This window comes from Paracoccus spongiarum, assembly GCF_030732095.1.
Taxonomy (GTDB): domain Bacteria; phylum Pseudomonadota; class Alphaproteobacteria; order Rhodobacterales; family Rhodobacteraceae; genus Paracoccus; species Paracoccus spongiarum.
The window spans coordinates 95,132-122,061 of the sequence record NZ_JAVAMQ010000004.1 but is presented as its reverse complement, the minus strand read 5'-3'; the positions used below and the strand labels follow the sequence as shown (position 1 = coordinate 122,061).

The window sequence follows — 26,930 nt, the reverse complement described above, 5'->3', positions numbered from 1 at the left end:
AATGCAGGCCATGTCCCCGGCCGCAGCCGGCCCGGTGCTGTCGCTGCGCGGCATCGTCAAGTCCTTTCCCGGCGTCCGCGCGCTGGACGGGGTCCATCTGGACCTTCATCCCGGCCAGGTCACCGCGCTGATCGGCGAGAATGGCGCGGGAAAATCGACCATCGTGAAGGTGCTCACCGGCATCTACCAGCCCGACGAGGGCCAGATCATCGTCGACGGCGCCGAGACGCGCTTTCCGACCGCGCAGGCGGCCGGGCAGGCGGGCGTCACCGCGATCCATCAGGAAACCGTGCTGTTCGACGAGATGACGGTGGCCGAGAACATCTTCATCGGCCATGCGCCGCGCGACCGGTGGGGGCTGATCGACCGCCGCGCGATGCGCGACAGGGCGCGGCGGATCCTCGATGCGATCGGTGCCGACCTGGACCCCTCGGCCCGGCTTGTCGATCTTGGCATCGCCAGCAAGCACCTGGTGGCCATCGCCCGCGCCCTGTCGATCGACGCCCGCGTGGTCATCATGGACGAGCCGACGGCCGCGCTGAGCCACAAGGAGATCCACGAGCTTTACGAGCTGGTGGAAAAGCTGAAGGCGCAGGGCAAGGCGATCCTGTTCATCAGCCACAAGTTCGACGAGATCTTCCGCATCGCCGACCGCTGGACGGTGTTCCGCGACGGGCAGTTCGTCGCCGAGGGCGCAATGGCAGATGTGACCGAATCCGACCTGGTGCAGATGATGGTCGGCCGCGCGGTCGACCAGATCTATCCCAAGCGCCCGGCCCGCATCGGCCCGCCCGCGCTGACGGTCGCGGGCTACTGCCACCCGACCGAGTTCGAGGACATCTCGTTCACGCTGCACCAGGGCGAGATCCTGGGCTTTTACGGCCTTGTCGGCGCCGGGCGGTCCGAGGTGATGCAGGCGCTGTTCGGCATCACCCAGCCCTCCAAGGGCGCCTGCCGGATCGGCGATCAGGTGCGCGCGATCCGCTCCACCGCGCAGGCCGTCGAGGCGGGCATCGTCTATGTGCCCGAGGATCGCGGCCGGCAGGGCGCAGTCAAGGGGCTGCCGATCTTCCAGAACGTCACGCTGCCCTCGCTGGCGCGGACCAGCCGGGCGGGCTTCCTGCGGCTGGCCGAGGAATTCGCGATGGCCCGCGACTATACCCAGCGGCTGGACCTGCGCGCTGCCAGCCTCGATCAGGACGTCGCGCTGCTGTCGGGGGGCAACCAGCAGAAGGTGGTGATCGCCAAGTGGCTGGCCACCCGGCCCCGCGTCATCATCCTGGACGAGCCGACCAAGGGCATCGACATCGGGTCCAAGGCTGCGGTCCACGACTTCATGTCCGAACTGGCTGCCGAAGGGCTGGCCGTGATCATGGTCAGCAGCGAGATTCCCGAGGTGCTGGGCATGTCCGACCGCATCATCGTGATGCGCGAGGGCCGCATCGCGGGCGAATTCTCGGGTGACCGGATGACCCCCGAAAACCTCGTGCGCGCCGCCGTCGGGCTGGCCGGCACCGACAGCGGAGCCGCCGCATGACGCGCCTCGTCACATCCCGCGAGGCGATCCTCGCGCTGGCCATCCTGATCCTGCTGGCGGTCATCGCGACCCGCTTTCCCGGCTTTGTCGCACCGGCGAACCTGGCCCGCGTGCTGACCGACACCGCGCCGCTGATCCTTCTGGCACTGGGTCAGATGGTGGTGATCGTGACGAAATGCATCGACCTGTCGGTGGCCGCCAACCTTGCGCTGTGCGGCATGGTCGCGGCGCTGATGAACGGCGCGGGCCTGCCCCTGCCGCTGATCCTGCTGGCGGTGATCGGTCTCGGCGCCGCGCTTGGCGCGGTGAACGGGCTGCTGGTCTGGCGCCTCGGCATCCCGTCGATCGTGGTCACGCTGGGCACCATGACCATCTATCGCGGCACGATCTTCCTGCTGACCGGCGGCGCATGGATCAACGCCCACCAGATGAGCGATGCCTTCAAGGCGTTCCCGCGCGCGGTCGTCGCGGGGCTGCCGGTGATGGCCTGGATCGCGCTGGCCGCGGTGGCGGCGATGGCGCTGCTGCTGACCCGCACCCCGCTTGGCCGCGCCTTCTACGCCGTCGGCGGCAACCCCCATGCGGCGGTCTATACCGGCATCTCGGTCGGGCGGACGCAGTTCCTGGCCTTCGTGCTGGCCGGCGCGCTGGCCGGGCTGACAGGCTATCTGTGGGTCGCGCGCTATGCCGTCGCCTATGTCGACATCGCCGGCGGGTTCGAACTGGACGTGGTCGCGGCCTGCGTGATCGGCGGCATCGCAATCGCCGGCGGATCGGGCAGCGTCGCCGGCGCGGTGATGGGGGCGCTGTTTCTCGGCATCATCAAGAACGCCCTGCCGGTCGTGGGCATCTCGCCCTTTTGGCAGATGGCCATCTCGGGCAGCGCGATCCTGGTCGCCATCGCCTTCAACGCGGCCAGCCGGCGCGACCCCGGCCGCATCATCCTGAAGCGCGCGGAGCACCGGACATGACCACCGCCAACCCTGCCACCACCGGCCGCCAGATCCCCGACCGCCTCGGCAGCCCCGCCGCCCGCGCCCTGAAAAGCTGGGAGGCGCTGCTGCTGGTCACGGCGATCGCCATCTTCATCCTCAATTCCCTGGCCTCGCCCTATTTCCTCGATCCCTGGAACCTCAGCGACGCGACCTTCAACTTCACCGAAAAGGCAATGATCGCCTTTGCCATGGCCATGCTGATCGTGGCCGGCGAGATTGACCTGTCGGTGGGCGCGATCATCGCGCTGGCCTCGACGGTGATGGGCGTCGCGATGGCCGCAGGGGCGCCGACGCCGGTGCTGGTGCTGCTGGGTCTGGGCACGGGGCTGGCCTGCGGAGCGTTCAACGGCCTCCTGGTGGCGCGCTTCGGGCTGCCCTCGATCGTGGTGACGATCGGCACCATGAGCCTGTTTCGCGGCATCAGCTACATCGTGCTGGGCGACGGCGCCTTCACCGGCTATCCGCCTGCCTTCGCCTGGTTCGGACAGGGCTATGTCGTCTGGGTCATCACCGTGGAACTGGTGATCTTTGCCCTTGCCGCGCTGGCCTTCGGAATCCTGCTGCACCGCACGAATTTCGGCCGCATGGTCTATGCCATAGGCAACAATGCGACCGCCGCCCGGTTTTCGGGCATCCGGGTCGATCGGGTCAGGTTCATCCTGTTCCTGCTGACCGGGCTGATGAGCGGCATCGCGGCGATCTGCCTGACCTCGCGGCTGGGATCGACGCGTCCCTCGATCGCCTCGGGCTTCGAGCTTGAGGTCGTCACCATCGTCGTGCTGGGCGGGGTCAGCATCCTGGGCGGGTCGGGGACGATCCCCGGCGTCGTGCTGGCGGCCTTCGTGATGGGCCTCGTGACCTTCGGCCTCGGGCTGCTGAACGTGCCGGGCATCGTGATGTCCATCATCGTCGGCGCGCTGCTGATCGCCGTGATCGCCCTGCCCCGGCTGTGGCGGATGGCGCGGGGGGCGTGATGCAGAAACACGCCTTCCGCATGATGCTGAAGCCCGGCATGGCCGAGGAATACCGTCGCCGCCATGACGCGATCTGGCCCGAACTGGTCGCGCTGCTGAAGGCGGCGGGGGTCGAGGACTATTCGATCCATCTCGACCCGCAGACCGACGCCCTGTTCGGCGTGCTGTGGCGGCGCGAGGATCACGGCATGGAAGATCTGCCGGCGCATCCGGTCATGCGCCGCTGGTGGGCGCACATGGCCGACATCATGGAGACGCATCCCGACGACCGGCCCGTCGTGGTGCCGCTGGCCACCATGTTCCACCTGCCATGACCCGCATCGCCGTCATCGACATCGGCAAGACCAACGCCAAGCTGGCCCTGGTCGAAGGCGAGACGCTGGCCGAGATCGCGGTGGTCACGCGGCCCAACAGGCCCCGGCCCGGGCCACCCTGGCCGCAATTCGACCTCGAGGGGCTGTGGGATTTCTTCCTGCACCATCTGGCCGGCTTCCACGCGGCACATGGCATCGACGCGATCTCGGTGGCGACGCATGGCGCCTCGGGCGTGGTCCTGGGCCGGGATGGCGGCATCGCCGCGCCGATGCTGGACTACGAACATCCCGGCCCCGACGGACATGCCGCCGCATATGACGCGATCCGCCCGGACTTCGCGCAGACCGGATCCCCGCGCCTGCCCGCGGGCCTGAACCTGGGGGCGCAGCTGCACTGGATGCTGCACGAGGACCCCGGGCTCGCGGCGCGGCTGGCCCATGTCGTGACCTACCCGCAATACTGGGGCTGGCGGCTGACCGGGGAAATCGCCAGCGACGTGACATCGCTTGGCTGCCACACCGACCTGTGGAACCCCTGGGCGGGCGACTGGTCCGACCTGCCCGGGCGGCTGGGCCTGGCCGGCCTGATCGCGCCGCCCCGGCACCCCGGCGAGATGCTGGGCCGGGTCACCCCGCAGGTCGCCGCCGCAACCGGGCTGGCCCCGGCGACCCCGGTCGCGGTCGGCATCCATGACAGCAATGCCTCGCTCTATCCGCATGTGCTGGGCCGTGCGGCGCCATTCTCGGTGGTCTCGACCGGCACCTGGGTCGTCGCCATGGCGATCGGCGGGGCGCGGGGTCCGCTGGATGCGAGGCGCGACGTGCTGGTGAACGTCAATGCGCTTGGCCAGCCGGTGCCCTCGGCCCGCTTCATGGGCGGGCGCAAGTTCCAGATCGTCGGCGCCGGCGACAGCGCTCCCCGGACCGAGGCCGACCGGCAGGCGGCGCTGCGGCAGGGGCTGATGCTGCTGCCCGCGGTCGAGCCGGGATCGGGACCGTTTCCGGGTCGCCGGATGCGCTGGACGGCCGAGCCGGGCGGTGCGGGGCCGCGGATGGTCGCGCTGTCATGGTATCTGGCGCTGATGACCGATGCCTGCCTTGGTCTGATCGGGGCGCGCGGCCCTGTGGTGGTCGAGGGGCCGTTCGCGCGCAATCCCGATTATCTGGACATGCTGGCCGCGCTGCGTCCGGACGGCGTCGAGACCGCCGGATCGGCCACCGGTACCTCGGTCGGCGCGGCGCTGCTGTGCCTGACGGACACGCGCCCGCCCGCAACGCGGGTCTGGCCCCAGCCCGCGGACCGTGCCGGGCTGGCCGCCTACGGTGCGCGCTGGCAGGCGGCGGTCGCCGCGGGCTGAGGCATCCGCCGCGCGTCGCGCAGAAAGCCCCGCAGCCAGTGCCGCGCGTCGAAACCCGCGGGCGGGCTCTCCGCATAGATCTGCCGGTCCAGCGCCTGCAGCCCCGTCACGGGCAGGCCAAGCCAGCGCAGATGGGCCTCGGCCGCGCGGCGCAGGGCGCCCAGGTCACCGCGCGCCGCCGCCGCCCGCAGCGCCGCCCGGTGCGGCGAGGGCCGCAGCCTGCGCCACAGGCCGCGCAGTCTTGTCGGCGGCAGCATGCCGCGATGGCGCGCCAGCAGCGTCATTCCCGCCAGGACTCCCGCGGCCAGCGCCACCGCCGCAATCAGGCCGTTGCGGGCGCCCGCGGCCCCGGCATCACCGAAATTCGATCCGAACCCCGCAAACCCGAAGGGAATCGGGCGCAGCGGCGCGACCTCGATCTGCCGGCTGTCGGTGTCGAACCAGGGAAAACCCGTGCCCGGCAGGATCGCCGGTTCGCCGGTTTGCGGGCGCATCTGCCATTCCCAGACCACGCGGGCGACCGGCCCCTGCGCGGTCAGCACCGTCTCGCGGGTCTCGGGGACGGTAAAGCTGATCATCCAGGGCTGGCGCAGGTCCGGGCGCGGCGGCAGCGAATGGGCCAGCGCGCCTAGCGCCTCGACGGTGACGCGGCGGGTCAGGATCTCGTCCTTCTTCAGGCTTCCGGGCTGGGCCGACAACTCGTCCGTCAGGGTCAGCCGGCTGGCGGCAAGCGGCGTGTAGCCGCCCGGAAAGGCCTTCACGTTCAGCGTCACCGGCGGCGCCACGACCTCGATCTCGGCGCGGCCGTCATCGGGCGTCACATAGGTCAGCCGATGGCTGACCGGGCCGACCTGCAGCGGCCCGACCCGGCGCGGGAACAGCGCCACCTGCCGCTCGAAGACCTGCCGCAGCCGGCCGTTCACGCGTTCCTTGTGCCAGTCGTCGCGGGCGATCTGCATCCAGTCATAGTCTGGCGAGTTCGGAAACTGCATGTCCTCGAGCGAGACGGTCAGATCGTATTCGCCCCTGATCCGCAGGCGGACCATCTCGGACACCACCGGGTTGCCGTGGTCGTGCAGGATCATCAGCCGCGCCTCCTGCGCCGGCGCGGGGCCGGCCGGCAAGGACAGCAGCGCGGCCAGGATCAGGACCAGATGCCTCACCATGGCGAGATCTCGTCCGGGCGGATCAGGCCAAGCGCCGCGCGGCGATCATGCTCGGCGCGCAGCCGCAGCCGAAGGAATTCGCCCGGATCGTCGCTGATCGTGGCCAGCCAGTCATCGGTGGCGGCGATGCCCTTGCGGTCGAAGCGGCGTTCCCATTCGGGCCCCGAGGCATTCGCCAGCAGGTCGGAAATCGGCGCCTCGTCGGGCGACAGCCCGCCCGCCCCGGCAATCCGGCCCGGCGCCGTGGTCTGCCCGCGCACCGGATCGATCATCGCATCGACCAGATCGCGGTTCTGCCGCGCGGCGGAGTCAGCAGGATTGGCGAACAGCATCGCGTCGAAATAGGCACGCGACAGCATGTAGTCGCCGCGCGCGGCAAGGCTGAGCCCGCGATTGTAGGTCTGCGCGCGGCCGGCCGCGGCAAAGCTGGCATCGGCGGCTTCGAACCGCCGCAGCCGGAACTGCGCGACGCCCCGCGCCGCCGGATCGCGCAGCAGCGCGGCGGCAGCGCCGTTCAGCCCGCTTCGCAGGGCGAGCCGCCCGAGGGCCTCGGGTCCCGCTGCGATAAGCCCGGCCGCCGCCATGGCCAGCAGAATCGCCGCCCGCCTCATCGCGGCCTCCGCAGCATCACCAGCAGCGGCAGCCCCGCCAGCGCAGCGAGGAAAGGCCCAAGGTCGCGAAACCGCAACGCCACCAGCGCCGGATCGCGCAGGCTGGCGCCCGACCGCCGAAGCCGCGTTGCCATTTGCCGCATCTCGGCCGCGGGCAGCACCGCTCCGCCACCGCGCACCAGCCGGTCCAGCGCGTCGTGAGGCACCGGCGGTGCGGCCGGCGCCGGCTCATCCAGTCGCAGGGCCGAGATGCGCACCCCCTGCCGATCGAGGCGGTCGGCCTCGGCCACCGCCGCCGCATCGACCCCACCGCCATCCGAGATCAGCACCAGATCGGCCCGGCGCAGCCCGGCCAGTAGCGCCGCCGCCTGCCCGAGGCCCGCCGCCGCGCGGCTGCCGGGGGCGGGCATGGTCTCGGCATCCAGGACGCCGATCTGCGTCTCCAGCACCGCTGTATCGGTGGTGGGCGCGGCGATGGCATAAGCCTCGCCGCTGTAGAGGATCAGCCCGACCGGCCGGCCGGCCAGCCCCTGCAACAGCCCCGCCGCGGCCAGCCGCGCCTCGGCCAGCGCCGGGCCCTGCGCGACCGAGGGCGACAGGTCGATGGCCAGCACCACCGCGTCGGTCTGGGCCAGCAGGGGCGCGTCCGGCCGCGGCAGCGCCGGCCCCGCCAGCCCCAGCAGCAAAAGCGCGATCGCCGCCGGTGCCAGGCCCCGCTGCCACCGCGGCGGCCGACCGCCCAACGCGCCAAGCGCGACCATCGCCGCCAGCATGTCGCGCGGCATCACCGCCTGCCAGCCCCCGGCATCCGGCAGGCGGCGCCGCGACCAGATCAGCAGCGCGGCCAGCGGCACGAGACCCGCCAGCCACCAGGGCCGCAACAGGATCAGCCCGTCCATCCGCGCCTCCGCAGGCCGATCAGTGCCAGGCAGGCCAGCGACAGCCCCGCCGGCCACACCCACAGCGATTGCCAGTAGCGCATCGGCGGGCGGGCCGAGGGGTTCGGTTCCAGCCGGTCCAGCGCCTCGGCCATGCGGTCCAGATCGGCGACGGTGCGCACCCGAAAGCTTTCACCGCCGGCCGCCGCGGCAACCGCGCGCAGCGTCGCCACATCGACCGCGTCGCGCGATGCGGGCTGCGTCTCGAGGTCCTCGGGGCCAAGCGCGATCGAATGGATGCGGATGCCGTGGCGGTCGGCAAGCCGCGCGGCATCGACTGCCTGCACCGTGCCCGAGGTGTCCACGCCGTCCGACAGCAGCACGATCACCCGGCTGGGCGCCGCGCTTTGCGACAGACGCTTGGTCGCCAGCCCCAGCCCGTCCGAAATCGCGGTGCCGCGGCCCGAGATGCCGATCTGCGCCTCGTCGATCGTGCGGGCGACGGCGGCCACGTCGGAGGTCAGCGGTTCGGCGAAATAGGCCCGCTCGCCAAAGATCACCAGCCCGATCCGATCGCCCCGCCGCGCCGCCACGAAGGCCGAGGCCGTGCGCTTGACCGCGTCGAGACGGGTCAGCGGCTGCCCGTCCAGCTGGAAATCCTCCTTCATCATGCTGCCCGACAGGTCCAGCGCCAGCACGATGTCGCGCCCCGAGGCGGGCACGATGTCGCTGACCGCCTCGATCCTTGGACCGGCCAGCGCCAGGACAAGCGCGGCCCAGGCCAGCGCCGCCAGCCACGGTCCGCGCCGCAGCCCCGCCGATCCGGCCTGCTGCGCGGCGGCATCGAGATGCGGCGGCAGGACAAGGGCCGGGCGCCGCAAGGCCAGCGGCGGCAGCAGCCGTCGCAGCAGCAGCGGCAGGGGCAGCAGGGCCAGCAGCCAGGGTGCGGCCAGGCTCATCGCGGCCTTCGGCTGCGCAGGGCCAGCCGCTCGATCTGGCGGTCCCCGGGCGGCGGCGCGGCGCCATAGGCGGCCGGGCGCAGGGTCGCGGGCAGATGGCCAAGGATGCGGGCGATCGCCAGCAGGCGATCGGGCACCGGCAGCCCGCGGGTGGCACGGATGCGCGCGCGCCGCGAGGGCCTGCGGGCCAGCATCGGCGCCAGCAGCGCAAACAGAATCACCGCCGCCAGCAGCCCCAGGCTGACCAGCGCCAGCCCCTCGCGCCAGCCGATCCGGGCCAGGTCGGCCGGCAGGCGCGGCGGCGCCAGCGCCGCCAGAAGCTCGGCCTGGGTCACGGTCGCGCCTCGGCGGGGGTGACGCCAAGCGCCTGCAGCCGCGCCGTGTCGGCGGCCAGGTCCGGCAGCGACAGGCGGGCCAGCCGGCTGTGCCGCCCGTCGCTGACGGCCAGCAGCCCGGACGGGCTGGCGCATTCGACCTCGTCCAGCATCAGCACGACGCTGACCGACCGGCGCCGGGCCAGCCGCGCCAGCGCATCGCACGCGGCCAGCCACGCACCGGGCGCGGTCGCAAGGATGACCCGGCCGCCCGCCGGCGCAAGCCGCGCCGCATGGGCCAGCGCCTCGACCAGCCGATCGGGCGGCGCTTCGGGCATGGGTTCGGGCCGCGCATCGGCCATGATGCCGGGCTGCGCGGCCGCGTGGCGCAGGGCGCGGTCGTGCTGATGCGCGAGCAGCCGCGCCAGCGCCGCCATCTGGGCATCGCCGGTCGAGGCCCGCATCTCGGCCAGCCCCGCGTCCGAGACGGCCAGCCCCGCCACGCTGCCGCCGCGGAGAACCGCCTGCCAGCCCGACCGCGCCAGATGCCGCGCCGCGCGGACCGAACGCAGCGCCGCGCCTGTGCCCCACAGCATCGGCCGGCGGAAATCGGCGACCAGCAGGGTGGTGTCGTCGCGATCCTCGTGCAGGCTGCGGATATGCGGCTGGCCGGTGCGAGCCGTGGCGGCGGGGTCGAGGCGGCGCGGATCGTCGCCCGGCACATAGGCGCGGATCTCGCGCAGGTCGATGCCCGCCCCGGCCAGCCGGGCAGGCACGGCGCCCTGCCTGCGGGTGGCGGGACGATGCCGGCCGGGGCCCCGCGCCTCGTCGCGCAGCGCCATCAGTTCGGCTACCGTCAGCCGAATCCCCGGCGCGTCGGGCAGCCTCGCGGCCCCTACCACGGCCGCACCTCGCGCAGTGCATCGGCCACCAGCGACCGGCCGCTGCGCCCCTCGGACACCGCCTGCCAGCCGGGCACCATGCGGTGCGACAGCGCGTCGGCGGCCAGCGCCTCGGCATCCTCGGGCAGGCCGTGGTCGCGGCCATGCAGCCAGGCCCGCGCCCGCACCCCGGCCGCCAGCGCCAGCGTGCCGCGCGGCGAGACCGGGTGTTCGACCCAGTCGGCCACCGCCCCGCCCGGTCGCGTCGCCATCACCAGCCTGACGATGAAATCCTTCAGCGCCGGGGCCAGGTGGACCTGCGCCGCCTGGGCGCGGGCCTGTGCCAGATCCGCGCGGCTGACCAAGGTCGCTGCGGGCGGCGCGGCGGCCTTGGCCTCGGCCTCGACCAGATCGAGGATCGCGCGTTCCGCCCCGGCATCGGGCAGGTCCAGCCGCAGATGCAGCAGGAAACGGTCCAGCTGCGCCTCGGGCAGGGGAAAGGTGCCCTCATGCTCGATCGGGTTCTGGGTCGCCACGACCATGAAGGGATCGGGCAGCGTGCGGGTCGTGCCACCCGTGGTGACCTGCTGTTCGGCCATCGCCTCGAGCAGCGCCGACTGGACCTTGGGCGGGGCGCGGTTGATCTCGTCGACCAGCACGAGGCTGTGGAAGATCGGCCCCGGCAGGAAATCGAAGCCGCCGGTCTCGGGGCGGAATACCTGCGTGCCGGTCAGGTCCGAGGGCAGAAGGTCGGGCGTGCACTGGATGCGCGCATGGCTGCCGGGAAGATGCGCGGCCAGCTGCTTGACGGCGCGGGTCTTGGCGATGCCGGGCGGCCCCTCGATCAGCACATGGCCACCGGCCAGCAGCGCGATCAGCAGGCGTTCGACCAGAACCTCGTGGCCGATCAGCGCCGCGCCGACCTCGGCCCCCAGACGCGCGATGGCGCGGGGACTGTCGCTCATCTCGTTCATCGCCTCCTCCCAGGTCGTGGCGGCCCTTGTCGCGGCGGCATGGCATGTCCCGCGGGGCAAGCCTACCATACCGCCCTTGCCGTCCGGGTCGCCTCAGACTTAGGTGGGTGATGAACGCCGCCCGCGTCGCGGCTCAGGCGAAAACGGGCTTGGACTCTGGCCGGTGTTCGACGGTATACCGCGTGCCGGAACACCGGGAATGACGGCAATCGAAGGGGGCTTGGGATGTCAGGAACTGCACAACCGCGCGAGGATCGCAACGGCCTGCGCGTGGATCGCCGGCTGGCACGTTTCATCGAGGACGAAGCGCTGCCCGGCACCGGCATCGCGGCCGACCGCTTCTGGGCCGGGCTTGCCGCGCTGGTGCATGAATTCGGGCCGCGCAACCGCGCCTTGCTGGCGCGGCGCGACGAGCTGCAGGCGCAGATCGACGCGTGGCATCGCGACCATCGCGATCGCCCGCATGACCGCGAGGGCTACAAGGCCTTCCTGCGCGACATCGGCTATCTGGTGCCCGAGGGCGGCGACTTCGCCATCGACACGGCCAACACCGATCCCGAGATCGCGCAGGTGCCGGGACCGCAGCTGGTGGTGCCCTCGACCAATGCGCGCTTCGTGCTGAACGCGGCGAATGCGCGGTGGGGCAGCCTGTATGACTGCCTCTATGGCACCGACGCGATGGGCCTGCCGCTGCCCTCGGGCGGGTTCGACACCGGCCGGGGCGCCCGCGTGGTGTCGCGCACGGCGGTGTTCCTGGACGAGACCTTCCCGCTGACCGGCACCAGCCACGGCAATGCCGCCCGATACCGCATCGTCGGGGGCGCGCTGGAGGTGGACGGCTCTGCCCTGAAATCGCCGGAAAGATTTGTGGGGTATCGTGGCGACGCGGATGCCCCACGGTCGATCCTGCTGCGCAATCACGGCCTGCATGTCGAACTGGTCTTCGACCGCGATCATCCGATCGGGCGCCAGACCGCCTCGGGGCTGGCCGATGTGCTCCTGGAATCGGCCATGTCGGCGATCATCGACTGCGAGGATTCGGTGGCCTGCGTGGATGCCGAGGACAAGGTCATGGCCTATCGCAACTGGCTGGGGCTGATGCGGGGCGACCTGTCGGAGCGCTTCGAGAAGGGCGGCCGGACGATCACCCGCGCCCTGAACGGCGACCGCGACTATACCGCGCCCGGCGGCGGCACGCTGTCGCTGAAGGGCCGGGCGCTGCTGCTGGTCCGCAATGTCGGCCACCTGATGACCAACCCGGCGATTCTCGATCGCGACGGGGGCGAAGTTTTCGAGGGGCTGATGGACGCGATGGTCACCGTGCTGATCGCGCTGCACGACCTCGCCAAGACGGACGGGTCGCGCAACTCGGTGACCGGCTCGGTCTATGTGGTCAAGCCCAAGATGCACGGCCCCGACGAGGTCGCCTTTGCCGACGCGATCTTCAGCCATGTCGAGGAGGTGCTGGGTCTGCCCCGATACACCGTCAAGATGGGCATCATGGACGAGGAACGCCGCACCAGCGTCAATCTGAAGGAATGCATCCGCGCCGGCCGGCACCGCGTCTGCTTCATCAATACAGGCTTCCTGGACCGCACCGGCGACGAGATCCATACCTCGATGGAGGCCGGCCCGTTCAGCCGCAAGGACTTCATCAAGCGCAAGGGCTGGATCACCGCCTACGAAAACCAGAACGTCGATATCGGCCTGGAATGCGGGCTGTCGGGCAAGGCGCAGATCGGCAAGGGCATGTGGGCTGTGCCGGACCGCATGGCCGCGATGATCGAGCAGAAGATCGAACACCCCCGCGCCGGCGCCAATTGCGCCTGGGTGCCCAGCCCGACGGCGGCGACGCTGCACGCGCTGCATTATCACAAGGTCGATGTGCTGGCCGTGCAGGCGCAGCTGGCCAGGGGCGGGCGGCGGGCCTATGTCGACGCGCTGCTGGACATTCCGCTGGCGGCCTACCGGCAATGGACGCCCGACCAGATCCGCCGCGAGGTGGAAAACAACGCCCAGGGCATCCTCGGCTATGTGGTGCGCTGGATCGACCAGGGGATCGGCTGTTCCAAGGTGCCCGACATCAACGATGTGGGGCTGATGGAGGATCGCGCGACCTGCCGCATCTCGGCCCAGCACATCGCCAACTGGCTGCATCACGGCATCGTGGCGCGCGACGAGGTCGAGGCGATCATGCGCGCCATGGCCGCGGTGGTCGACCGCCAGAATGCGGGCGATCCGCTGTATCGGCCGATGGCGCCGGGCTTCGACGGCATTGCCTTCAAGGCTGCCTGCGATCTGGTCTTCGAGGGTCGCGTGCAGCCTTCGGGCTATACCGAGCCGGTGCTGCACGCGCGCCGGCTGGAACTCAAGGCGCAGCAGCACGGCTGAGCGCGGGCCGCACGCCGCCGCCAGGGCAAGGGGGCGGGCCCGCGGGCCCGCCCCTTCCGGCATCCGCGGGCGCGGCGCCTACCAGGCGAAATCGTCGCCATCCATCTGCGAGAGGCGATAGTCCTCGATCACCAGCCGGTGGGTTCCGGTCTCGATCACCACGTCCGAGCCGGACTGGCGCGCAGCCCCGCGGATATCGGCGAAACTGTCGAACCGGCTGAAGGCCGACAGGTCGATGACATCCTCGTCATTCTCGAAATCGGTGATCCGGTCGCGGCCGCTGTCGAACACGAACCGGTCGCTGCCCTCGCCGCCGGTCAGGATGTCGTTGCCCGCCCCGCCATGCAGCAGGTCGTCGCCCTCGCCCCCGGACAGGCGATCAGCGCCTCCGCCGCCGAACAGGTCGTCATTGCCCTCGCCGCCCGTCACGCTGTCGTTGCCAGCGCCGGCCAGCACCCTGTCATTGCCGTCGCCGGCCGAGATGCGGTCGGCGCCGCCGCCGGACAAGACCACATCATTGCCTTCGCCCGCGTCGATCCGGTCGTTGCCGCCGCCGGCCCAGATGCTGTCGTTGCCAGCGCGCCCGATCAGCAGGTTGTGGCCGCCATCACCCCAGATGCTGTCATTGCCCTCGCCGCCGTCGATCGTGTCGGCGCCGCCGCCGCCGCGCAGCGAGTCGTCACCCGAGCGGCCGAAGATCCGGTCGGCAAGGCCGCCGCCGGTGATGCGGTTGTCATCGTCGTTGCCATTGAATGTCGGCATCTCCAGAACTCCCCTGTTCGTGTCCATGAAGGCCCCTGACGGTCGTCGCGCGCCGCGCGTCCGCCGCCCCGGACCGAGCGTCGCACTCTGTTTTCCGCCAGCCACGCGGCCGGGACAGCTTGCAGGCGTCTCTGTCCGGCATACGGGCCGGGGGTCGAGTTATTCCCGATCGGCAGATGAAGATTTGATGACAAAGGGCGCGGCCCGCTGGCCGGACCAGCCCGGCTGCAGGGTTCCGGCCGTCCGTTGCGGCTGGACGCAGGGCGGGTGCAGCGGCGGATCGATGCCGCCTCCGGGTTGCGGCTCGGCGGACGGGGGCTCCGCGCCGGCCGGCACGGTGATGATGTTCAGAAGGGCCTCCAGCGAGGCGGATTTGCGCATCTTGGGAAAGTTGACCTCGATCATCCGCCTGATCGTGCCGTCGGCCGCCATCGCATACATCTGGCTGGTCAGAAGATCGTCCAGATGGCAGACATTCCGGGTCGAGATCACCAGCGCATAGGGCTCGTATTGCAGCTGATCGGGCGGCGCGTCGGTGGCGGTGCAGGGCGGCACGATCCGCGCCACGGCCGCGCGGATCAGTTCCTCATCGCCGTAATAGCGCTGCCAGTCGCCATCGCACAGCCTTTTCGCGGCCGTCGGATGATCGGGTGCACTATCGGTCGTGGGCCGCTTCTCCGCCGGCAGGGCGGCAGCCTCGCGCACAATCCTGTCGCTGCTGGTGGTCCCCGTCACGGCGCCCCAGACCTCTTTCTGGGCGGGCGCGGCCATTTTCCGACCGCCGTCGTCCAGCCACATCCGGACCCAGGGCTGCCTGGTCTGCGCCGCGGGGTCGTCGACCGAATCCGGGCGATCCCGGCGACGCGTCAGATAACCGCTGTTGGCGATGTGGTAGATCGGCGAAAAGCCGAGCGCGCCGTTGATCGGTCTGTCCAGAAAATCCCGCGTCCTCTTCAGCGTGATGGTGGTGGGGTCGCACAACAGGTCGATCCTGGACGTCTTGCCGGACAGGAAGTCGCTGCGCACCTCGGGCGTGACCTTCTCATAGGTGTAGTCGAAGCCCGCCCGGCGCACCATGACCGTGCAGAGATCCACCAGATAGCCGACGAAGGCCCGGCTTCCGGCATCATACGACGCATAGGGCGCCGCATCCGTCCGCACGCCGATCACCAGCGGCTCGGCTTGCGCCTGCCCCGGTGTGGCAATCCAGAGGATCGCCGACAGGACGGCCAGCCCGGCCACGCCGACGGCCTTCCCGCCCTGCACGGTATCGGCATCGGACCCGGGCTGCCGATCCGGATGGTTTCCCGTCTCAGGCGGAGTGTCCTTCGCCTGGCCGCTGGCCGGTCGTGCCGTGCAGCGCGGCAGGACCGCCGACAAGGCGAGGATCAGGAAAAAGCCGATCAGGCCCGAAAACGCGCCCGCATAGACCACAAGCCCCCAGTCGAAGCTGTCGAATTGCCGCCGCGACACCAGATCGCCGCCAGAATGGATGGTCATCAGGATCAGCAGCGCGCGCGTGGCCGCACCGGCGGCGGCCATGATCGCGCCGGCCCGCACTGCCCGTGACAGACGCGCATCGCGGCAATCATGCTGGTCCGCGCCATCTTTCGCACCCGCCGCCTTCGGCCGGCAACGCCAGACGCAGTCCAGACATTCCACGACAAGCATGCCAAGGAAGGCTCCGCGCAGGACCGTCGGTGCGGCGTTGCTGGCCATGCCGTACAGCTGGGACAGCGACTGCGCGCCGGTGGCGGCCCAACTGCCCCGGGTGGCGCCGCTCCAGATGTTCAGCCCGGTCATCAGCAGCGTTCCGACCAGCCAGCCCGCCAGGAACATCAGCAGCAACCGCGGGATCGCATCGCCCCAGTGGTCGCCCAGCCCGCCTTTCCAGCTGCCAGATGCGGTCGCGCCATGCCAGATGCCGATCGCAATGGCCACCGGCACGAAAAAGGCGAAGATGCCGATGCTGAGAAAATTCCAGATGCGCGCGGGAATGCCGAGCTGGTATCGGAGCGGATTCGTCGGAAAGTTGATCTGAAGCTCGTAGACGCCGGGCAGGGCCGCCCAGATGACGCAGATGGCGACGATGACGCCCAGGGTCCATGACAGGGCCCGCAGCGCCAGCCGCGCCGCATCGGCAGCAAAGTCGTGCGCCTGTTCGCCGTTGTCGACAAACTCTATCAGAAGCCTGCGCGCCTTGGCGCTGGAACGCTCGATGTCCTGTTCCGGCGCGGCGCGCGTCCGAAGCGGGATGATCCCGTGTTCGCGATACAAGGCCAGCAACAGGCACATGTCGTCGGCCAGCAGATCGGCTTCGGTTGCAAGGCTGTCCGGCGCCGCAGGCCCTGGCTTGTTGGCGGGCGCGGCCGCGCCCGCCGCGACCGCCGGCGGCGCATTCCGTTCGCGCAATTGCCTGAACAGCTTGGTCTTTCTGTCCAGCAGGGCGACCTCCAGCGGATGAAACTGGCGCCGGATCGCCGGCTCCTCGGAAATTGCGCCCCGCCGCAACACCCACTCGGCCACCCCCGCGATCAGCCTCAGATCGCGCGACAGCTCGTCTTCGGGGGCTCCGCCAGCCTGCCTTATCGTGTCCCGGTCCAGCTGGGTCAACAGCGGCAGCACGTCACCGGCGCCGGGCGAATCGAACGTCGCCGAGCGCAAGGCGTTCGCATGTTCCAGAACCTTGGTCGGAATGCCGGCAAGCCGGTGGCAGGCTCCGCGCAACCAGATCTCGATGTTCTTGACATAGGGAAGCGAGGTTCCCAGCCCGACGATCACAAGCGCAACGCCGATCGGGATCGCCCCCAAATCTCTCGAGCTGGGGTCTGCGCCCGGCGCCGTGCCGCCGACAATCTGCGGAAGCGCGGCCGTCAGCGGGGCCCCGCTGGCCACCAGGTCGCCTATGTTCGACGGAACCAGAAAGACGTAGGCCGTCGCGAGGACGTAAATGATCAGAAGGCCCGTGACATAGCTGACCAGCGCCAGCCGCACGACCGAGACCGTCCTCATCCTGTCAACGCTCAGCAGGCTGTGCAGCCGTTCAAGCTCGACATGGGTCGCGTAGCTGGCGTCGTTGAAACGGTCATAGGCGTGATAGACGATGACCGCTGCCCCGAAGAGCAGCGGCAGATAGTCCGTTGACGATTCCATGATGCCTCCTCAGGCGCGATCGCGCCTCAGCGGCATTCTTCAATGGCAGGGTTGCACGGCGCCTGCGCGGTGGCCACGACCGTTCCCGCGAGGCCGACGAGAAGGACCAGCAACATCACCCTCATGACGATTCCCTCCGTTAACCAAGATTGATAAGATAATATACGCGCTTTTTCCGGCAATTTCATTAAGAATAATGTTATGCGCCCGATTCAGTATGTTTCTGCGCCTGACACTTGAATGCCGAGACCCGCGGACGGCCCATCCCTACATCAGGTCGCAGCCCATTTCCCTGCGCCTTGACGCCAAGGCCGCTCGTGGGTGCAGGACATCCGCTGGCAATGCTGTGTTGAGTTCTTGCGGCCGCGCGGTTCTGAACGACACGCATTCTCTAAATGCGCCGGAATTCCGGAAGGCGGGGTCCGGCCGGACAACCGATCACGCGGTACGACGATCCAAGTCACATGCGCGGTGCGCGGCGGCTCGGGCAGAGGTTGAACCGGAGGTGGCCGAAGGTCAGGCTCAGCGGACTGCCAGATACTCCGCCGACACATAGCCCGTGACGGTGGGCCTGTCGGTCAGCGCGACCCGGCACCAGACCTTGCCATCATAGGGCGCGCAGTTCTGACGGTTCAGGCGCGTTCCGTCGGGCAGGCCGATGATGATGTCGTGGTCGAGGCCGGGACCTTCGCGCAGCTTCAGCAGATCGTCGGGGCCGACGCCCCTGACCACCACCCCGGATCCGACCGCGCACCCCGCGGCAACCATGAGAGCGGCAAGAGCGGCAAGATGTGTTCGCATTGTCTGACCTGTATCGTTTTCCCATCACTACGACACCAGCGCGCCGAATGACAGACGCGAGACAGACCCGCAGCCACCTGCGATCAGGTGTTCGGCCCGATTGCGCGGATGGGATCGTCACCGTCGGGGATGGACCCTGGGGGCCATTCGCAGACAGGTCCGGTTGGTCGGAGCGAGAGGATTCGAACCTCCGACCCCCTGCTCCCGAAGCAGGTGCGCTACCAGGCTGCGCTACGCTCCGACCGTAGGACGGGCAGGTAGCGCGGTGCCCTGGGGAATGCAAGCCCCGTCAGCGGCGCGGCTGCCACAATCTTTGCAGCAGCGTCGATTTCGGGGCGGTGACGGTTTCGGCGCGCAGCCGCGCCGCGGTCACCGGGCGGTTGGCCGAATTGCCGACGATCCCCTCGCGCCAGACGATGTAGATGCCCGAGGCGATGATGACCGAGGCGCCGATCAGCGTCGGCATGTCGACCGACTCGCCGAACAGATACCAGCCATAGGCGGTGGCCCACAGGATCTGCGAATACTGCATCGGCGCGACGATGGCTGCCTCGCCGGCGCGATAGGCCAGGATCACCAGGAAGCCGCCCATCAGCCCCAGCGCGGCGATGATGCCGGTCATCGCGAAATGCTGCAGCTCCATCGGCTGGTAGTTCAGCGTCAGCGCCCCGCCCGTCGCCACGAAGTTGCCCAGCATCGGCCACATCATCAGCACCATCGGGCGTTCGCTGCGGCCCAGCCGGCGGATGATGACGGCCGCCATGGCGCTGGCCACCGCGCCGGCAAGGGCGGCGGCATGGCCCAGTTGCAGGTCCTGCCCGCCGGGGCGCAGCACGATAAGCACCCCGGACAGTCCGATCACAACGGCCGCCCAACGATGCGGGCCCACCCGTTCGCCCAGCAAGGGGATCGACAGGATGGTGACCAGCAGCGGCGTGGTGAACAGGATCGCATAAACCTGCGCCAGCGGCAGGGTCGAGAAGGCGTAAAAGCCCGCCATCCCGGCCACAACCGCGCAGGCGCTGCGCAGGATGACCCAGCCGGGGCGATTGGGGCGCAGCGTGCCGGGCTGCGGGTCGCGCATCAGGACGACCGAGACCAGCGGGAAGGACAGAAGCGAGGCGAAGAACAGGATCTGCAGCGCCGGATAGGTCTCGCCCAGCGCCTTGATCACCACGTCATGGGTCGCATAGATGCCCATCGCCGCCAGTTGCAGCAAGGCACCCCTGACATTCCCCGAAATCGCCAATCAGGCCTCCGCAGCCAGCGCCGCGACGATCAGATCGCCCATCTGCGCGGTCGAGACGGCGGTGCCATCCTCGGGACCCATCAGGTCGGCGGTGCGCACGCCATCGGCCAGAACCTTCTCGACCGCGCGTTCCAGCGCGGCGGCGGCATCGCCCTCGTCGAAGGAATAGCGCAGCGCCATCGCAAAGCTGAGGATGCAGGCGATCGGGTTGGCCTTGCCCTGCCCGGCGATGTCGGGCGCGCTGCCATGCACCGGCTCGTACAGCGCCTTGGGCCGGCCATTGGCCATCGGCGCTCCAAGGCTGGCCGAGGGAAGCATCCCGAGGCTGCCGGTCAGCATCGCCGCCGCGTCCGACAGGATGTCGCCAAAGAGGTTGTCGGTCACGATCACGTCGAACTGGCGCGGATTGCGGACCAGCTGCATCGCGCCGTTGTCCGCATACATGTGCGACAGCGCGACGTCCGGGTATTCGTTGTCATGCACCCACTGGACTTCCTCGCGCCACAGGATGCCCGATTCCATGACATTGGCCTTTTCCATCGAGCAGACCCGGTTGCCCCGCTTGCGCGCCAGTTCGAAGGCTGCTCGGGCAACCCGCCGCACCTCGCCCGAAGTGTAACGCTGCGTGTTGACGCCGACCCGGCCGCCCTCGTTGTCGGGGTTGTTGTCATCGGCATGGATGCCGCGCGGCTCGCCGAAATAGACGCCCGAGGTCAGTTCGCGCACGATCAGGATATCCAGACCGGCCACGATCTCGCGCTTGAGGCTGGAGAAATCCGCCAGCGCGTCAAAGCATTGCGCGGGGCGCAGATTGGCGAACAGGTCCATCTCCTTGCGCAGCCGCAGCAGGCCGCGCTCGGGCTTCACGCTGAAATCCAGGTCGTCATAGGCCGGCCCGCCGACCGCGCCCAGCAGCACCGCATCGACCGATTGCGCGCGGGCCATGGTCTCGTCCGACAGCGGCACGCCATGCCTGTCATAGGCCGCGCCGCCGACCAGGTCGTGCCCGACCTCGAAGGTCATGCCGCGATTGGCGCCGAACCAGTCGATCACCTTGACCACCTCGGCCATGACTTCCGGGCCGATCCCGTCGCCGGGCAGGATGAGAAGCGAATAGGCGTCGGTCACGGGAATCTCCTTCATGCGCGGCACGGGATTGCATCGCCCGGTTAGACCCCGCCCGGCGGCGGGTCAAGATCACGGCGAATTTGCTTGCGGGTGCGGTCGCGATCAGGCCGGATGCGCCGACCAACACGGACTGCGGGACATGGCATGAGACTTTGGGATGCCCTGATGATCGGCGCGATCGCGGGCGGGGCGCTGCTGCTGGCGACGACGAAGGATTCGTTCGGCGGGGACCGGCTGGTGGTGCCGCTGCCCGATGTCTCGGCGCTGGGCAGGACCGAGGCCGAATCGCTGATCCGGCAGCTGGCCGAGGTCAACGTCATCACCTCGCACTGCCCGGACTGGCCGATCAGCGATGGCGAATGGACGCTGCTGACCGGCACCGGCGATCTGCTGGCACAGCGGCTCGGGCTGGACCCCGGCGCCTATGAGCGGGACTATTTCGGGCCCGCCTTCGGGCTGCTGGACGATCCCGCGGCCTGCGGACGGATTGGCCCCCGCGCCCGGCCGCTGATCGACCGGCTGACAGGGATGGGCGGCGGCACCCGGCCGCTGCGCGACTGAGCGCGCGCCCTTGCGCCCGGCCCGGGCTTCGCGCAGCCTGCGCGCAGCCGAAGGGGAAATCTGCATGCCGGTCGTGTCAGCGGGCATCGTCTGCCTTGCACTGGGCTATATGCTCAGCCAGTTCTATCGCGCCTTCCTGGCGGTGATGACGCCTGTCCTGGGGCAGGAACTTGGCGCCAGCCCGGGCGACCTGGCGCTGTCCTCGGGCTTGTGGTTCGTGGCCTTCGCGGCCATGCAGATCCCGGTGGGCTGGGCCCTGGACCGGTTCGGGCCCCGGCGCACCGTCGCGCTGGCGATGGCCTTGGGCGGATCGGGCGGCGCGGCGGTGTTTGCGCTGGCGACGCAACCCTGGCACCTGCATGTGGCGATGACGCTGCTGGGCATCGGCTGCGCGCCCGCGCTGATGGGATCCTACTACATCTTCGCGCGGCAGTATCCGGCGGCGGCCTTCGGCGGGCTGGCCGGGATGATCGTGGGCTTCGGCTCGCTGGGCAACATCCTCGGCGCGGCGCCGCTGGTCTGGGCGATCGAGGCGATCGGCTGGCGGGCGGCGCTGTGGGGCATGGCGGTCCTGACCCTGGCCATCGCGGCGCTGATCGGCGTGCTGGTGCGCGATCCGCCGGCGCTGGACCGTGACCAGCCCGCAGGGTCGCTGGGGCAGATCCTGCGGCTGCGGGCGCTGTGGTTCATCATGCCGCTGCTGTTCGTGAACTACGCGGCCTTCGGGGCGGTGCGGGGGCTGTGGGCCGGGCCCTACCTGGAACAGGTGCATGGCGCCGATGCCGCCACCATCGGCCAGGCCACGCTGGCGATGGGGCTTGCCATGATCGGCGGCAATTTCCTGGTCGGCCCGACGGTGCGGATGGTCGGCAATCTGCGCCGCACGATCCTGATCTTCAGCGCGTTCACGGTCGGCGTGGTCGCGGCCCTGTGGCTGCGGCCCGATGCGGGGCTGGGAAGCGCGATCCTGCTGCTGACACTGATCGGGCTGTCGGGGGCGGGCTATCCGCTGCTGATGGCGCATGGCCGGTCCTTCCTGCCGCCGCATCTGGTGGGTCGCGGGGTGACCTTCCTCAACATGATCTCGATCGGCGGGGTGGGCGTTCTGCAATTCGCCTCGCGGCCCGTCTATGGCGCGGCCAGCGCGGCGCTGCCCGCGGCGCAGGCCTTCGCGATGCTGTGGCTGTTCTTCCTGATCCCGCTGGCGATCGGCCTCGCGCTTTATCTGCTGACGCCCGAGGCCGGCAATGGCTGAGTTGCCCCTCGTCGTCGCGCCGAACCTCAAGCGCCGGCTGTCCGGCGTGACCGCGACGGTGGTCCGGCTGATCCCGGTGCAGGCGCGGATGATCGCGATCCGCGCGACCGGGCCGGGCCTGCCGCCCGAGGTGCCGCACCTGCCGCTGTGGCGCGCGATCACCATGCCCCGGGACCGCTGGCGCGTCTGGCACGCCCGCCGCAACACCGAAATGGCGCTGGGGCTGATCCTGCGGCGGCTGCTGGGGCGGCGCTATCGGCTGATGTTCACCTCGGCGGCGCAGCGCCGCCATACCGGCTTCACCCGCTGGCTGATCCGCCAGCAAGAGGCGCTGGTGGCCACCACCCCGCAGGCCGCGTCCTATCTGGAACGCCCCGCGAGCGTGGTGATGCACGGCGTCGATACCGGCATCTTCCACCCGCCCGCCGACCGCGCGGCGCTGCGCCGCGACCTGGGGCTTGACCCCGAGGCGGTGCTGGTCGGCTGCTTCGGGCGGGTGCGCGAGCAGAAGGGCGTCGATCTGCTGGTGCGGGCCGGGTTGCGGCTGCTGCCCGACCGGCCAAGGGTGCAGATCATCCTGACCGGCCGGATCACGCCCGACCACCGCGCCTTCGCAGACGGCCTGCAATCGGAAATCGCGGCGGCCGGGCTGTCGGACCGGATCCGGTTTCTGGGCGAACTGCCCTGGGACCGGCTGGTGCAGCACTATCAGGCGCTGGACCTGTTCGCGGCTCCGGCGCGATGGGAGGGTTTCGGGCTGACCCCGCTGGAGGCGATGGCCTGCGGCGTGCCGGCGGTCGGCGCGCGCGTCGGCGCCTATGAGGCCCTGATCCGCGACGGCGAGACCGGCAGCCTTGTCGCTACCGGCGATGTCGACGCGCTGGCCGCGGCGCTGCGGCGCTGGCTGGACGACGATCCGGGCCGTCTGGCGGCGGGACGCGCCGCCCGCGCCCATGTCGAGACCAGCCACGCCATCGAGACCGAGGCCCGCGCCCTGCTGGCCATCTATGCCGACCTGCTGGGCCGGCCATGACCCGGCTGGGCTTCCTTCTGGCGCGACTGATGCGCGACGAGGCCGCCCTGTCGCGCCTGTCGGTGCCGCAGGCGGATGTGCTGGCGGCGCTGGCGGGCAAGCGGGTCGCGCTGATCGGCAATGCGCGCGCACTGGCCGATAGCGATCACGGCGCGGCCATCGATGCCGCCGACCTGGTGATCCGCATCAACCGCGCACCGATGCCAGCCGCGGCCAGCCATGGCACCCGCACCGACTGGCTGGGCCTTGCAATGCGGCTGTCGGACGGCGACCGCGCCCGCATCGGTGCCAGCCGGGTGCTGTGGATGTCGCCCAAGCGCAAGCGGCTGGACTGGCAAACCGCGACGGGCGCGGGGTTCTATCTGCACCCGCTGGCCGATTACGCCGCGCTGCGCGACCTGCTGGCGGCGCCCCCGACGACGGGCGCGATGCTGATCGACCTGCTTCTGCGGTCGCGGCTTCGCATGCTGACGCTGTACGGCTTCGACTTCTTCGCATCGCAAAGCCTGTCGGGGCGGCGAAGCGCCGCGCAGGTTCCGCATGATTTCGGGTCCGAGGCGGCCTGGGTCGACGCGATGCGGCGCCGTGACCCGCGGTTGGTCCTGACCGGCGCCAGCAGCCCCGGTCCGGGGTGACATCCCGGCGCGGCCCGCGTCTTGCCGCGCCGGATGCCGGGCCGTGGATTGCGGCGAATCAGGCGCTGACCAGGATGCGCCGGTTCAGGCGGTGACGTTCCGCCAGCCTGCGCCCCATCCGGCCCGACGCCAATGTGCGCGCTGCCTGGGGCGGGATCTCGGCGTCCTCCAGCTCCGGGAAGATCGTGAAGATCTCTTGCCGCGCTGCGTCGCCGACCCCTTCCAGCGCCTCCTTGCCGGTATACAGGCTTTCGGTGATCGCCCCGTTGGACCTGACCAGCTCGTGCCGGTCGAACAGGACATGGTAATAGGTCACGCCCTCGGGCGCCGGGGCGATCTCGATCCCGTCCAGTTCCAGCAGATGCTTGGCCGCGACCAGGATTTCGTCGCAGCCGAACATGCGCTGCGCGATCTTCGAGCGGACCAGAACCCGGTGCTGCGGCGAGACCAGCAGATCGGCCGAGGGCAACCCTTTGCCAAGGGCACCGGCGGCAACCGCGATCGGCCGCAGTTGCGGCGATGCGGCAAGACGCGCCGGACTGCAGTGGCGCGAGCCGATCCAGCGCACCGGCTGCAACCCGTGATCGGCGGTCCAGACCAGGTCGCCGACATTCAGCGTTTCGACGGGGCGCGTTCCGTCGGCTGTGTCCAGGCGCGTCCCCTGCGCGAAGCATGGCACGAAATCGGTCGCCTGCAGGAGGGTCGGATCCACTGTCGCGGGGAAATTCGCGACCGTCGTCGCCGGATCGGGCGATACCGCATATCCGGCATAGGTGCCCGGAGGCTGCGCACCCGAGAGGATGACATAGGTGATGCCGCCGATCTCGAGGGTGCCCTCGAAGATGTCCCCCTGGGATCCGAGCGAGCCGAATATCTGCTCGCCCAAGACGTAGGGATCGCCATTCCCCTCGCCATCCGCAAGGGTGCCGCTGATCGTGACCGAGGGGTCGCCGAACAGGAAGTATTGCACGGTGTTCACAGCGCCCGTGGCGGGATCATAGTTGAAGTAGTGGTTGTAGTTGAAGTCCGACATGACCAGCCCTTCGCTTTCGCACCGCGTTAACGATTTGTTAACCTTACCCTGCGGTTTGTCGATGCAGCAAAGAAAAGCCGCGGGTCAAGGCCCAAAAAAAGGCCGGGATGCCGGCAGGATGGGCACTGCGCCCGGCCGGCGCGGCAAGCCGTTGTCCTGTCTCTGCCTGCCCCGGGCGCGGTCGGTCGCCAGTCTGCGTGACGGTCTGCGCGCCGGTCTGCATGCGGGCAGCGGACCGGTGCCGCGCGAGGTGGCATGGCTCGCATGCCGCCGCGACCCTTCCATCCAGCCCGGCCTTGCGCTAAACGCCCCCAACCGCAGGAAACAGGAGTCCCCAATGGGCTACAAAGTCGTTGTTGCCGGCGCCACGGGGAATGTGGGCCGCGAGATGCTGAACATCCTGGCCGAGCGCCAGTTTCCCGTCGACGAGATCGCGGTGCTGGCCTCGCGCCGCTCGCAGGGAACCGAGGTCAGCTTTGGCGACAGGACCCTGAAGGTCAGGGACATCGAGCAGTTCGACTTTGCCGGCTGGGACATCGCGCTGTTCGCCATCGGCTCGGACGCGACCAGGAAATACGCCCCCATCGCTGCCAAGGCCGGCTGCGTGGTGATCGACAATTCGTCGCTCTACCGCTATGACCCCGAGATCCCGCTGATCGTGCCCGAGGTGAACCCCGACGCGATCATGGGCTATGCCAAGAAGAACATCATCGCCAACCCGAACTGCTCGACCGCGCAGATGGTCGTGGCCCTGAAGCCGCTGCATGACCGCGCCCGGATCAAGCGGGTGGTCGTCTCGACCTACCAGTCGGTCAGCGGCGCGGGCAAGGACGGCATGGACGAGTTGTGGGACCAGACCAAGGGCATGTATGTGCCGGGTCAGGAGGTCGCCCCCAGCAAGTTCCAGAAGCAGATCGCCTTCAACGTGATCCCGCAGATCGACGTGTTCATGGAGGACGGCGCGACCAAGGAAGAGTGGAAGATGGTCGCCGAGACGAAGAAGATCGTCGATCCCTCGATCAAAGTCACCGCGACCTGCGTGCGCGTGCCGGTCTTCGTCGGCCATTCCGAGGCGATCAACATCGAGTTCGAGGATTTCCTCGACGAGGACGAGGCCCGCGACATCCTGCGCGAGGCGCCGGGCATCATGGTGATCGACAAGCGCGAGCCCGGCGGCTATGCGACGCCGGTCGAATGCGTGGGCGACTTCGCCACCTTCATCAGCCGGATCCGCCAGGACAGCACCATCGAGAACGGGCTGAACCTGTGGTGCGTCAGCGACAACCTGCGCAAGGGCGCTGCGCTGAACGCGGTCCAGATCGCCGAATTGCTGGGCAACCGCGTGCTGAAGAAGGGCTGACGGCACAATTGCTGGACTGGATCGCCAGTTTTCTCGAGGGCGGCGGGGCGTGGGCCATCGCCGCCCTGATGCTGCTTGAAAACATCTTTCCGCCCATTCCGTCGGAACTGATCATGCCGATGGCGGGCTTCAATGCGGCGCGTGGCACCATCCCGTTGTGGCTGGCCATCGCGGCGGGGGCGGCCGGGTCGCTGGCCGGAGCCTATCTTTGGTATCTGGTCGGTCTGCTCTATGGTCCGCAGCGCCTGCGCCGCATCGTGGCGCGGCACGGGCGCTGGGTGACCATGACGCCCGAGCAGTTGGACCGCGCGCAGGGCTGGTTCGACCGGCACGGCCGCTCGGTGGTGTTCTTCGGGCGGTTCATCCCGACCGTGCGCACGCTGATCTCGGTGCCGGCGGGCTTGGCGGGGATGTTCCTGCCGCGCTTTCTGGTGTTCTCGGGGCTGGGCAGCCTGATCTGGTGCGGGGCCCTGGCCGGCGCGGGATACTGGCTGGAAGACAGCTACGACCGGGTAGGCGCCTGGCTGAACCCGCTGTCCACGGCGGTCATCCTCGCGCTGGTGGCGGCCTATCTGTGGCGGGTGATTCGCTGGCGGCGCTGACGCCGG

The 26,930-nt window shown here is 69.8% G+C and carries 25 protein-coding genes and 1 tRNA gene; 12 read left to right on the top strand and 14 right to left on the bottom strand.

Annotation, left to right across the window (positions count from 1 at the left end):
• Position 1 precedes the first annotated feature (1 nt).
• From Q5Y72_RS05910 to Q5Y72_RS05890, 5 genes are read left to right on the top strand one after another with little or no spacing between them, the layout of a single operon-like run.
• Positions 2–1,537, top strand: coding sequence for a sugar ABC transporter ATP-binding protein (locus Q5Y72_RS05910; RefSeq protein WP_305962473.1), 1,536 nt, complete (start codon positions 2–4; stop codon positions 1,535–1,537).
• Positions 1,534–2,508, top strand: coding sequence for an ABC transporter permease (locus Q5Y72_RS05905; protein ID WP_305962472.1), 975 nt, complete (start codon positions 1,534–1,536; stop codon positions 2,506–2,508). The genes Q5Y72_RS05910 and Q5Y72_RS05905 overlap by 4 nt, the downstream gene beginning before the upstream one ends.
• The gene (locus Q5Y72_RS05900) at positions 2,505–3,506 is read left to right on the top strand and encodes an ABC transporter permease (protein ID WP_305962471.1); all 1,002 of its coding nucleotides are present in this window, start codon (positions 2,505–2,507) and stop codon (positions 3,504–3,506) included. Before Q5Y72_RS05905 ends, Q5Y72_RS05900 begins: the two co-directional genes overlap by 4 nt.
• Positions 3,506–3,820, top strand: a complete 315-nt coding sequence (gene rhaM / locus Q5Y72_RS05895) for an L-rhamnose mutarotase (RefSeq protein WP_305962470.1) — start codon at positions 3,506–3,508, stop codon at positions 3,818–3,820. The genes Q5Y72_RS05900 and rhaM overlap by 1 nt, the downstream gene beginning before the upstream one ends.
• Entirely contained in the window at positions 3,817–5,178 is a 1,362-nt protein-coding gene (locus Q5Y72_RS05890) for an FGGY-family carbohydrate kinase (protein WP_305962469.1), read from the top strand. Before rhaM ends, Q5Y72_RS05890 begins: the two co-directional genes overlap by 4 nt.
• Here Q5Y72_RS05890 and Q5Y72_RS05885 read toward each other — a convergent pair.
• The 7 genes from Q5Y72_RS05885 to Q5Y72_RS05855 are packed head-to-tail and all read right to left on the bottom strand — an operon-like array spanning position 5,139 to position 10,961.
• On the bottom strand, positions 5,139–6,341 hold the full coding sequence (locus Q5Y72_RS05885) for a hypothetical protein (protein ID WP_305962468.1): 1,203 nt from the start codon (positions 6,339–6,341) through the stop codon (positions 5,139–5,141). The genes Q5Y72_RS05890 and Q5Y72_RS05885 overlap by 40 nt on opposite strands.
• Positions 6,338–6,955, bottom strand: a complete 618-nt coding sequence (locus Q5Y72_RS05880) for a hypothetical protein (RefSeq protein ID WP_305962467.1) — start codon at positions 6,953–6,955, stop codon at positions 6,338–6,340. Before Q5Y72_RS05880 ends, Q5Y72_RS05885 begins: the two co-directional genes overlap by 4 nt.
• Positions 6,952–7,854: a VWA domain-containing protein gene (locus tag Q5Y72_RS05875; RefSeq protein WP_305962466.1), complete on the bottom strand. Its 903-nt coding sequence runs from the start codon at positions 7,852–7,854 to the stop codon at positions 6,952–6,954. The genes Q5Y72_RS05880 and Q5Y72_RS05875 overlap by 4 nt, the downstream gene beginning before the upstream one ends.
• Entirely contained in the window at positions 7,842–8,792 is a 951-nt protein-coding gene (locus Q5Y72_RS05870) for a VWA domain-containing protein (protein WP_305962465.1), read from the bottom strand. Before Q5Y72_RS05870 ends, Q5Y72_RS05875 begins: the two co-directional genes overlap by 13 nt.
• On the bottom strand, positions 8,789–9,127 hold the full coding sequence (locus tag Q5Y72_RS05865; protein ID WP_305962464.1) for a hypothetical protein: 339 nt from the start codon (positions 9,125–9,127) through the stop codon (positions 8,789–8,791). The genes Q5Y72_RS05870 and Q5Y72_RS05865 overlap by 4 nt, the downstream gene beginning before the upstream one ends.
• Complete coding sequence (locus Q5Y72_RS05860; RefSeq protein WP_305962463.1) at positions 9,124–10,008, bottom strand: DUF58 domain-containing protein; 885 nt, start codon at positions 10,006–10,008, stop codon at positions 9,124–9,126. Before Q5Y72_RS05860 ends, Q5Y72_RS05865 begins: the two co-directional genes overlap by 4 nt.
• On the bottom strand, positions 10,002–10,961 hold the full coding sequence (locus Q5Y72_RS05855; RefSeq protein WP_305962462.1) for an AAA family ATPase: 960 nt from the start codon (positions 10,959–10,961) through the stop codon (positions 10,002–10,004). Before Q5Y72_RS05855 ends, Q5Y72_RS05860 begins: the two co-directional genes overlap by 7 nt.
• Positions 10,962–11,186: 225 nt before the next feature.
• Here Q5Y72_RS05855 and Q5Y72_RS05850 point away from each other — a divergent pair, with 225 nt between their 5' ends.
• Positions 11,187–13,352 carry a malate synthase G gene (locus Q5Y72_RS05850; protein ID WP_305962461.1) on the top strand — a complete coding sequence of 722 codons (2,166 nt, stop codon included), beginning with the start codon at positions 11,187–11,189 and terminating at the stop codon, positions 13,350–13,352.
• Between the two features lie 78 nt (positions 13,353–13,430).
• On the opposite strand, the gene Q5Y72_RS05845 is transcribed toward Q5Y72_RS05850, so the two are convergent.
• The 6 genes from Q5Y72_RS05845 to leuB all read right to left on the bottom strand — a co-directional run bounded on the left by Q5Y72_RS05845 (position 13,431) and on the right by leuB (position 20,460).
• A complete protein-coding gene (locus tag Q5Y72_RS05845) occupies positions 13,431–14,114 on the bottom strand; it encodes a calcium-binding protein (protein ID WP_305962460.1) in 684 nt (227 codons plus the stop codon).
• A 159-nt stretch (positions 14,115–14,273) separates the two neighbouring features.
• Entirely contained in the window at positions 14,274–17,267 is a 2,994-nt protein-coding gene (locus Q5Y72_RS05840) for a transporter substrate-binding domain-containing protein (RefSeq protein ID WP_305962459.1), read from the bottom strand.
• Positions 17,268–17,789: 522 nt separating this feature from the next.
• A complete protein-coding gene (locus Q5Y72_RS05835) occupies positions 17,790–18,068 on the bottom strand; it encodes an SH3 domain-containing protein (protein WP_305962458.1) in 279 nt (92 codons plus the stop codon).
• A 164-nt stretch (positions 18,069–18,232) separates the two neighbouring features.
• Positions 18,233–18,309 (bottom strand) — tRNA-Pro (locus Q5Y72_RS05830).
• Between the two features lie 48 nt (positions 18,310–18,357).
• Positions 18,358–19,311 (bottom strand): DMT family transporter, encoded by a 954-nt coding sequence (locus Q5Y72_RS05825; protein ID WP_305962648.1) that lies wholly within the window; start codon positions 19,309–19,311, stop codon positions 18,358–18,360.
• Positions 19,312–19,317: 6 nt separating this feature from the next.
• Positions 19,318–20,460, bottom strand: a complete 1,143-nt coding sequence (gene leuB / locus Q5Y72_RS05820) for a 3-isopropylmalate dehydrogenase (protein ID WP_305962457.1) — start codon at positions 20,458–20,460, stop codon at positions 19,318–19,320.
• Positions 20,461–20,589: 129 nt separating this feature from the next.
• Between leuB and Q5Y72_RS05815 the strand changes: the two genes are divergently transcribed.
• The 4 genes from Q5Y72_RS05815 (at position 20,590) to Q5Y72_RS05800 (ending at position 23,929) form a co-directional block, all read left to right on the top strand.
• Positions 20,590–21,006, top strand: coding sequence for a hypothetical protein (locus Q5Y72_RS05815; RefSeq protein WP_305962456.1), 417 nt, complete (start codon positions 20,590–20,592; stop codon positions 21,004–21,006).
• Between the two features lie 64 nt (positions 21,007–21,070).
• The gene (locus Q5Y72_RS05810) at positions 21,071–22,261 is read left to right on the top strand and encodes an MFS transporter (protein ID WP_305962455.1); all 1,191 of its coding nucleotides are present in this window, start codon (positions 21,071–21,073) and stop codon (positions 22,259–22,261) included.
• A complete protein-coding gene (locus Q5Y72_RS05805; RefSeq protein WP_305962454.1) occupies positions 22,254–23,294 on the top strand; it encodes a glycosyltransferase family 4 protein in 1,041 nt (346 codons plus the stop codon). The genes Q5Y72_RS05810 and Q5Y72_RS05805 overlap by 8 nt, the downstream gene beginning before the upstream one ends.
• Positions 23,291–23,929, top strand: a complete 639-nt coding sequence (locus Q5Y72_RS05800) for a glycosyltransferase family 29 protein (RefSeq protein ID WP_305962453.1) — start codon at positions 23,291–23,293, stop codon at positions 23,927–23,929. The genes Q5Y72_RS05805 and Q5Y72_RS05800 overlap by 4 nt, the downstream gene beginning before the upstream one ends.
• A 58-nt stretch (positions 23,930–23,987) precedes the next feature.
• Here Q5Y72_RS05800 and Q5Y72_RS05795 read toward each other — a convergent pair whose 3' ends face one another.
• The gene (locus Q5Y72_RS05795) at positions 23,988–24,962 is read right to left on the bottom strand and encodes a Hint domain-containing protein (RefSeq protein ID WP_305962452.1); all 975 of its coding nucleotides are present in this window, start codon (positions 24,960–24,962) and stop codon (positions 23,988–23,990) included.
• A gap of 337 nt (positions 24,963–25,299) precedes the next feature.
• Here Q5Y72_RS05795 and Q5Y72_RS05790 point away from each other — a divergent pair, with 337 nt between their 5' ends.
• Positions 25,300–26,322, top strand: a complete 1,023-nt coding sequence (locus tag Q5Y72_RS05790; RefSeq protein WP_305962451.1) for an aspartate-semialdehyde dehydrogenase — start codon at positions 25,300–25,302, stop codon at positions 26,320–26,322.
• Between the two features lie 8 nt (positions 26,323–26,330).
• Complete coding sequence (locus tag Q5Y72_RS05785) at positions 26,331–26,924, top strand: DedA family protein (RefSeq protein WP_305962450.1); 594 nt, start codon at positions 26,331–26,333, stop codon at positions 26,922–26,924.
• The last annotated feature ends 6 nt before the right edge of the window (positions 26,925–26,930 follow it).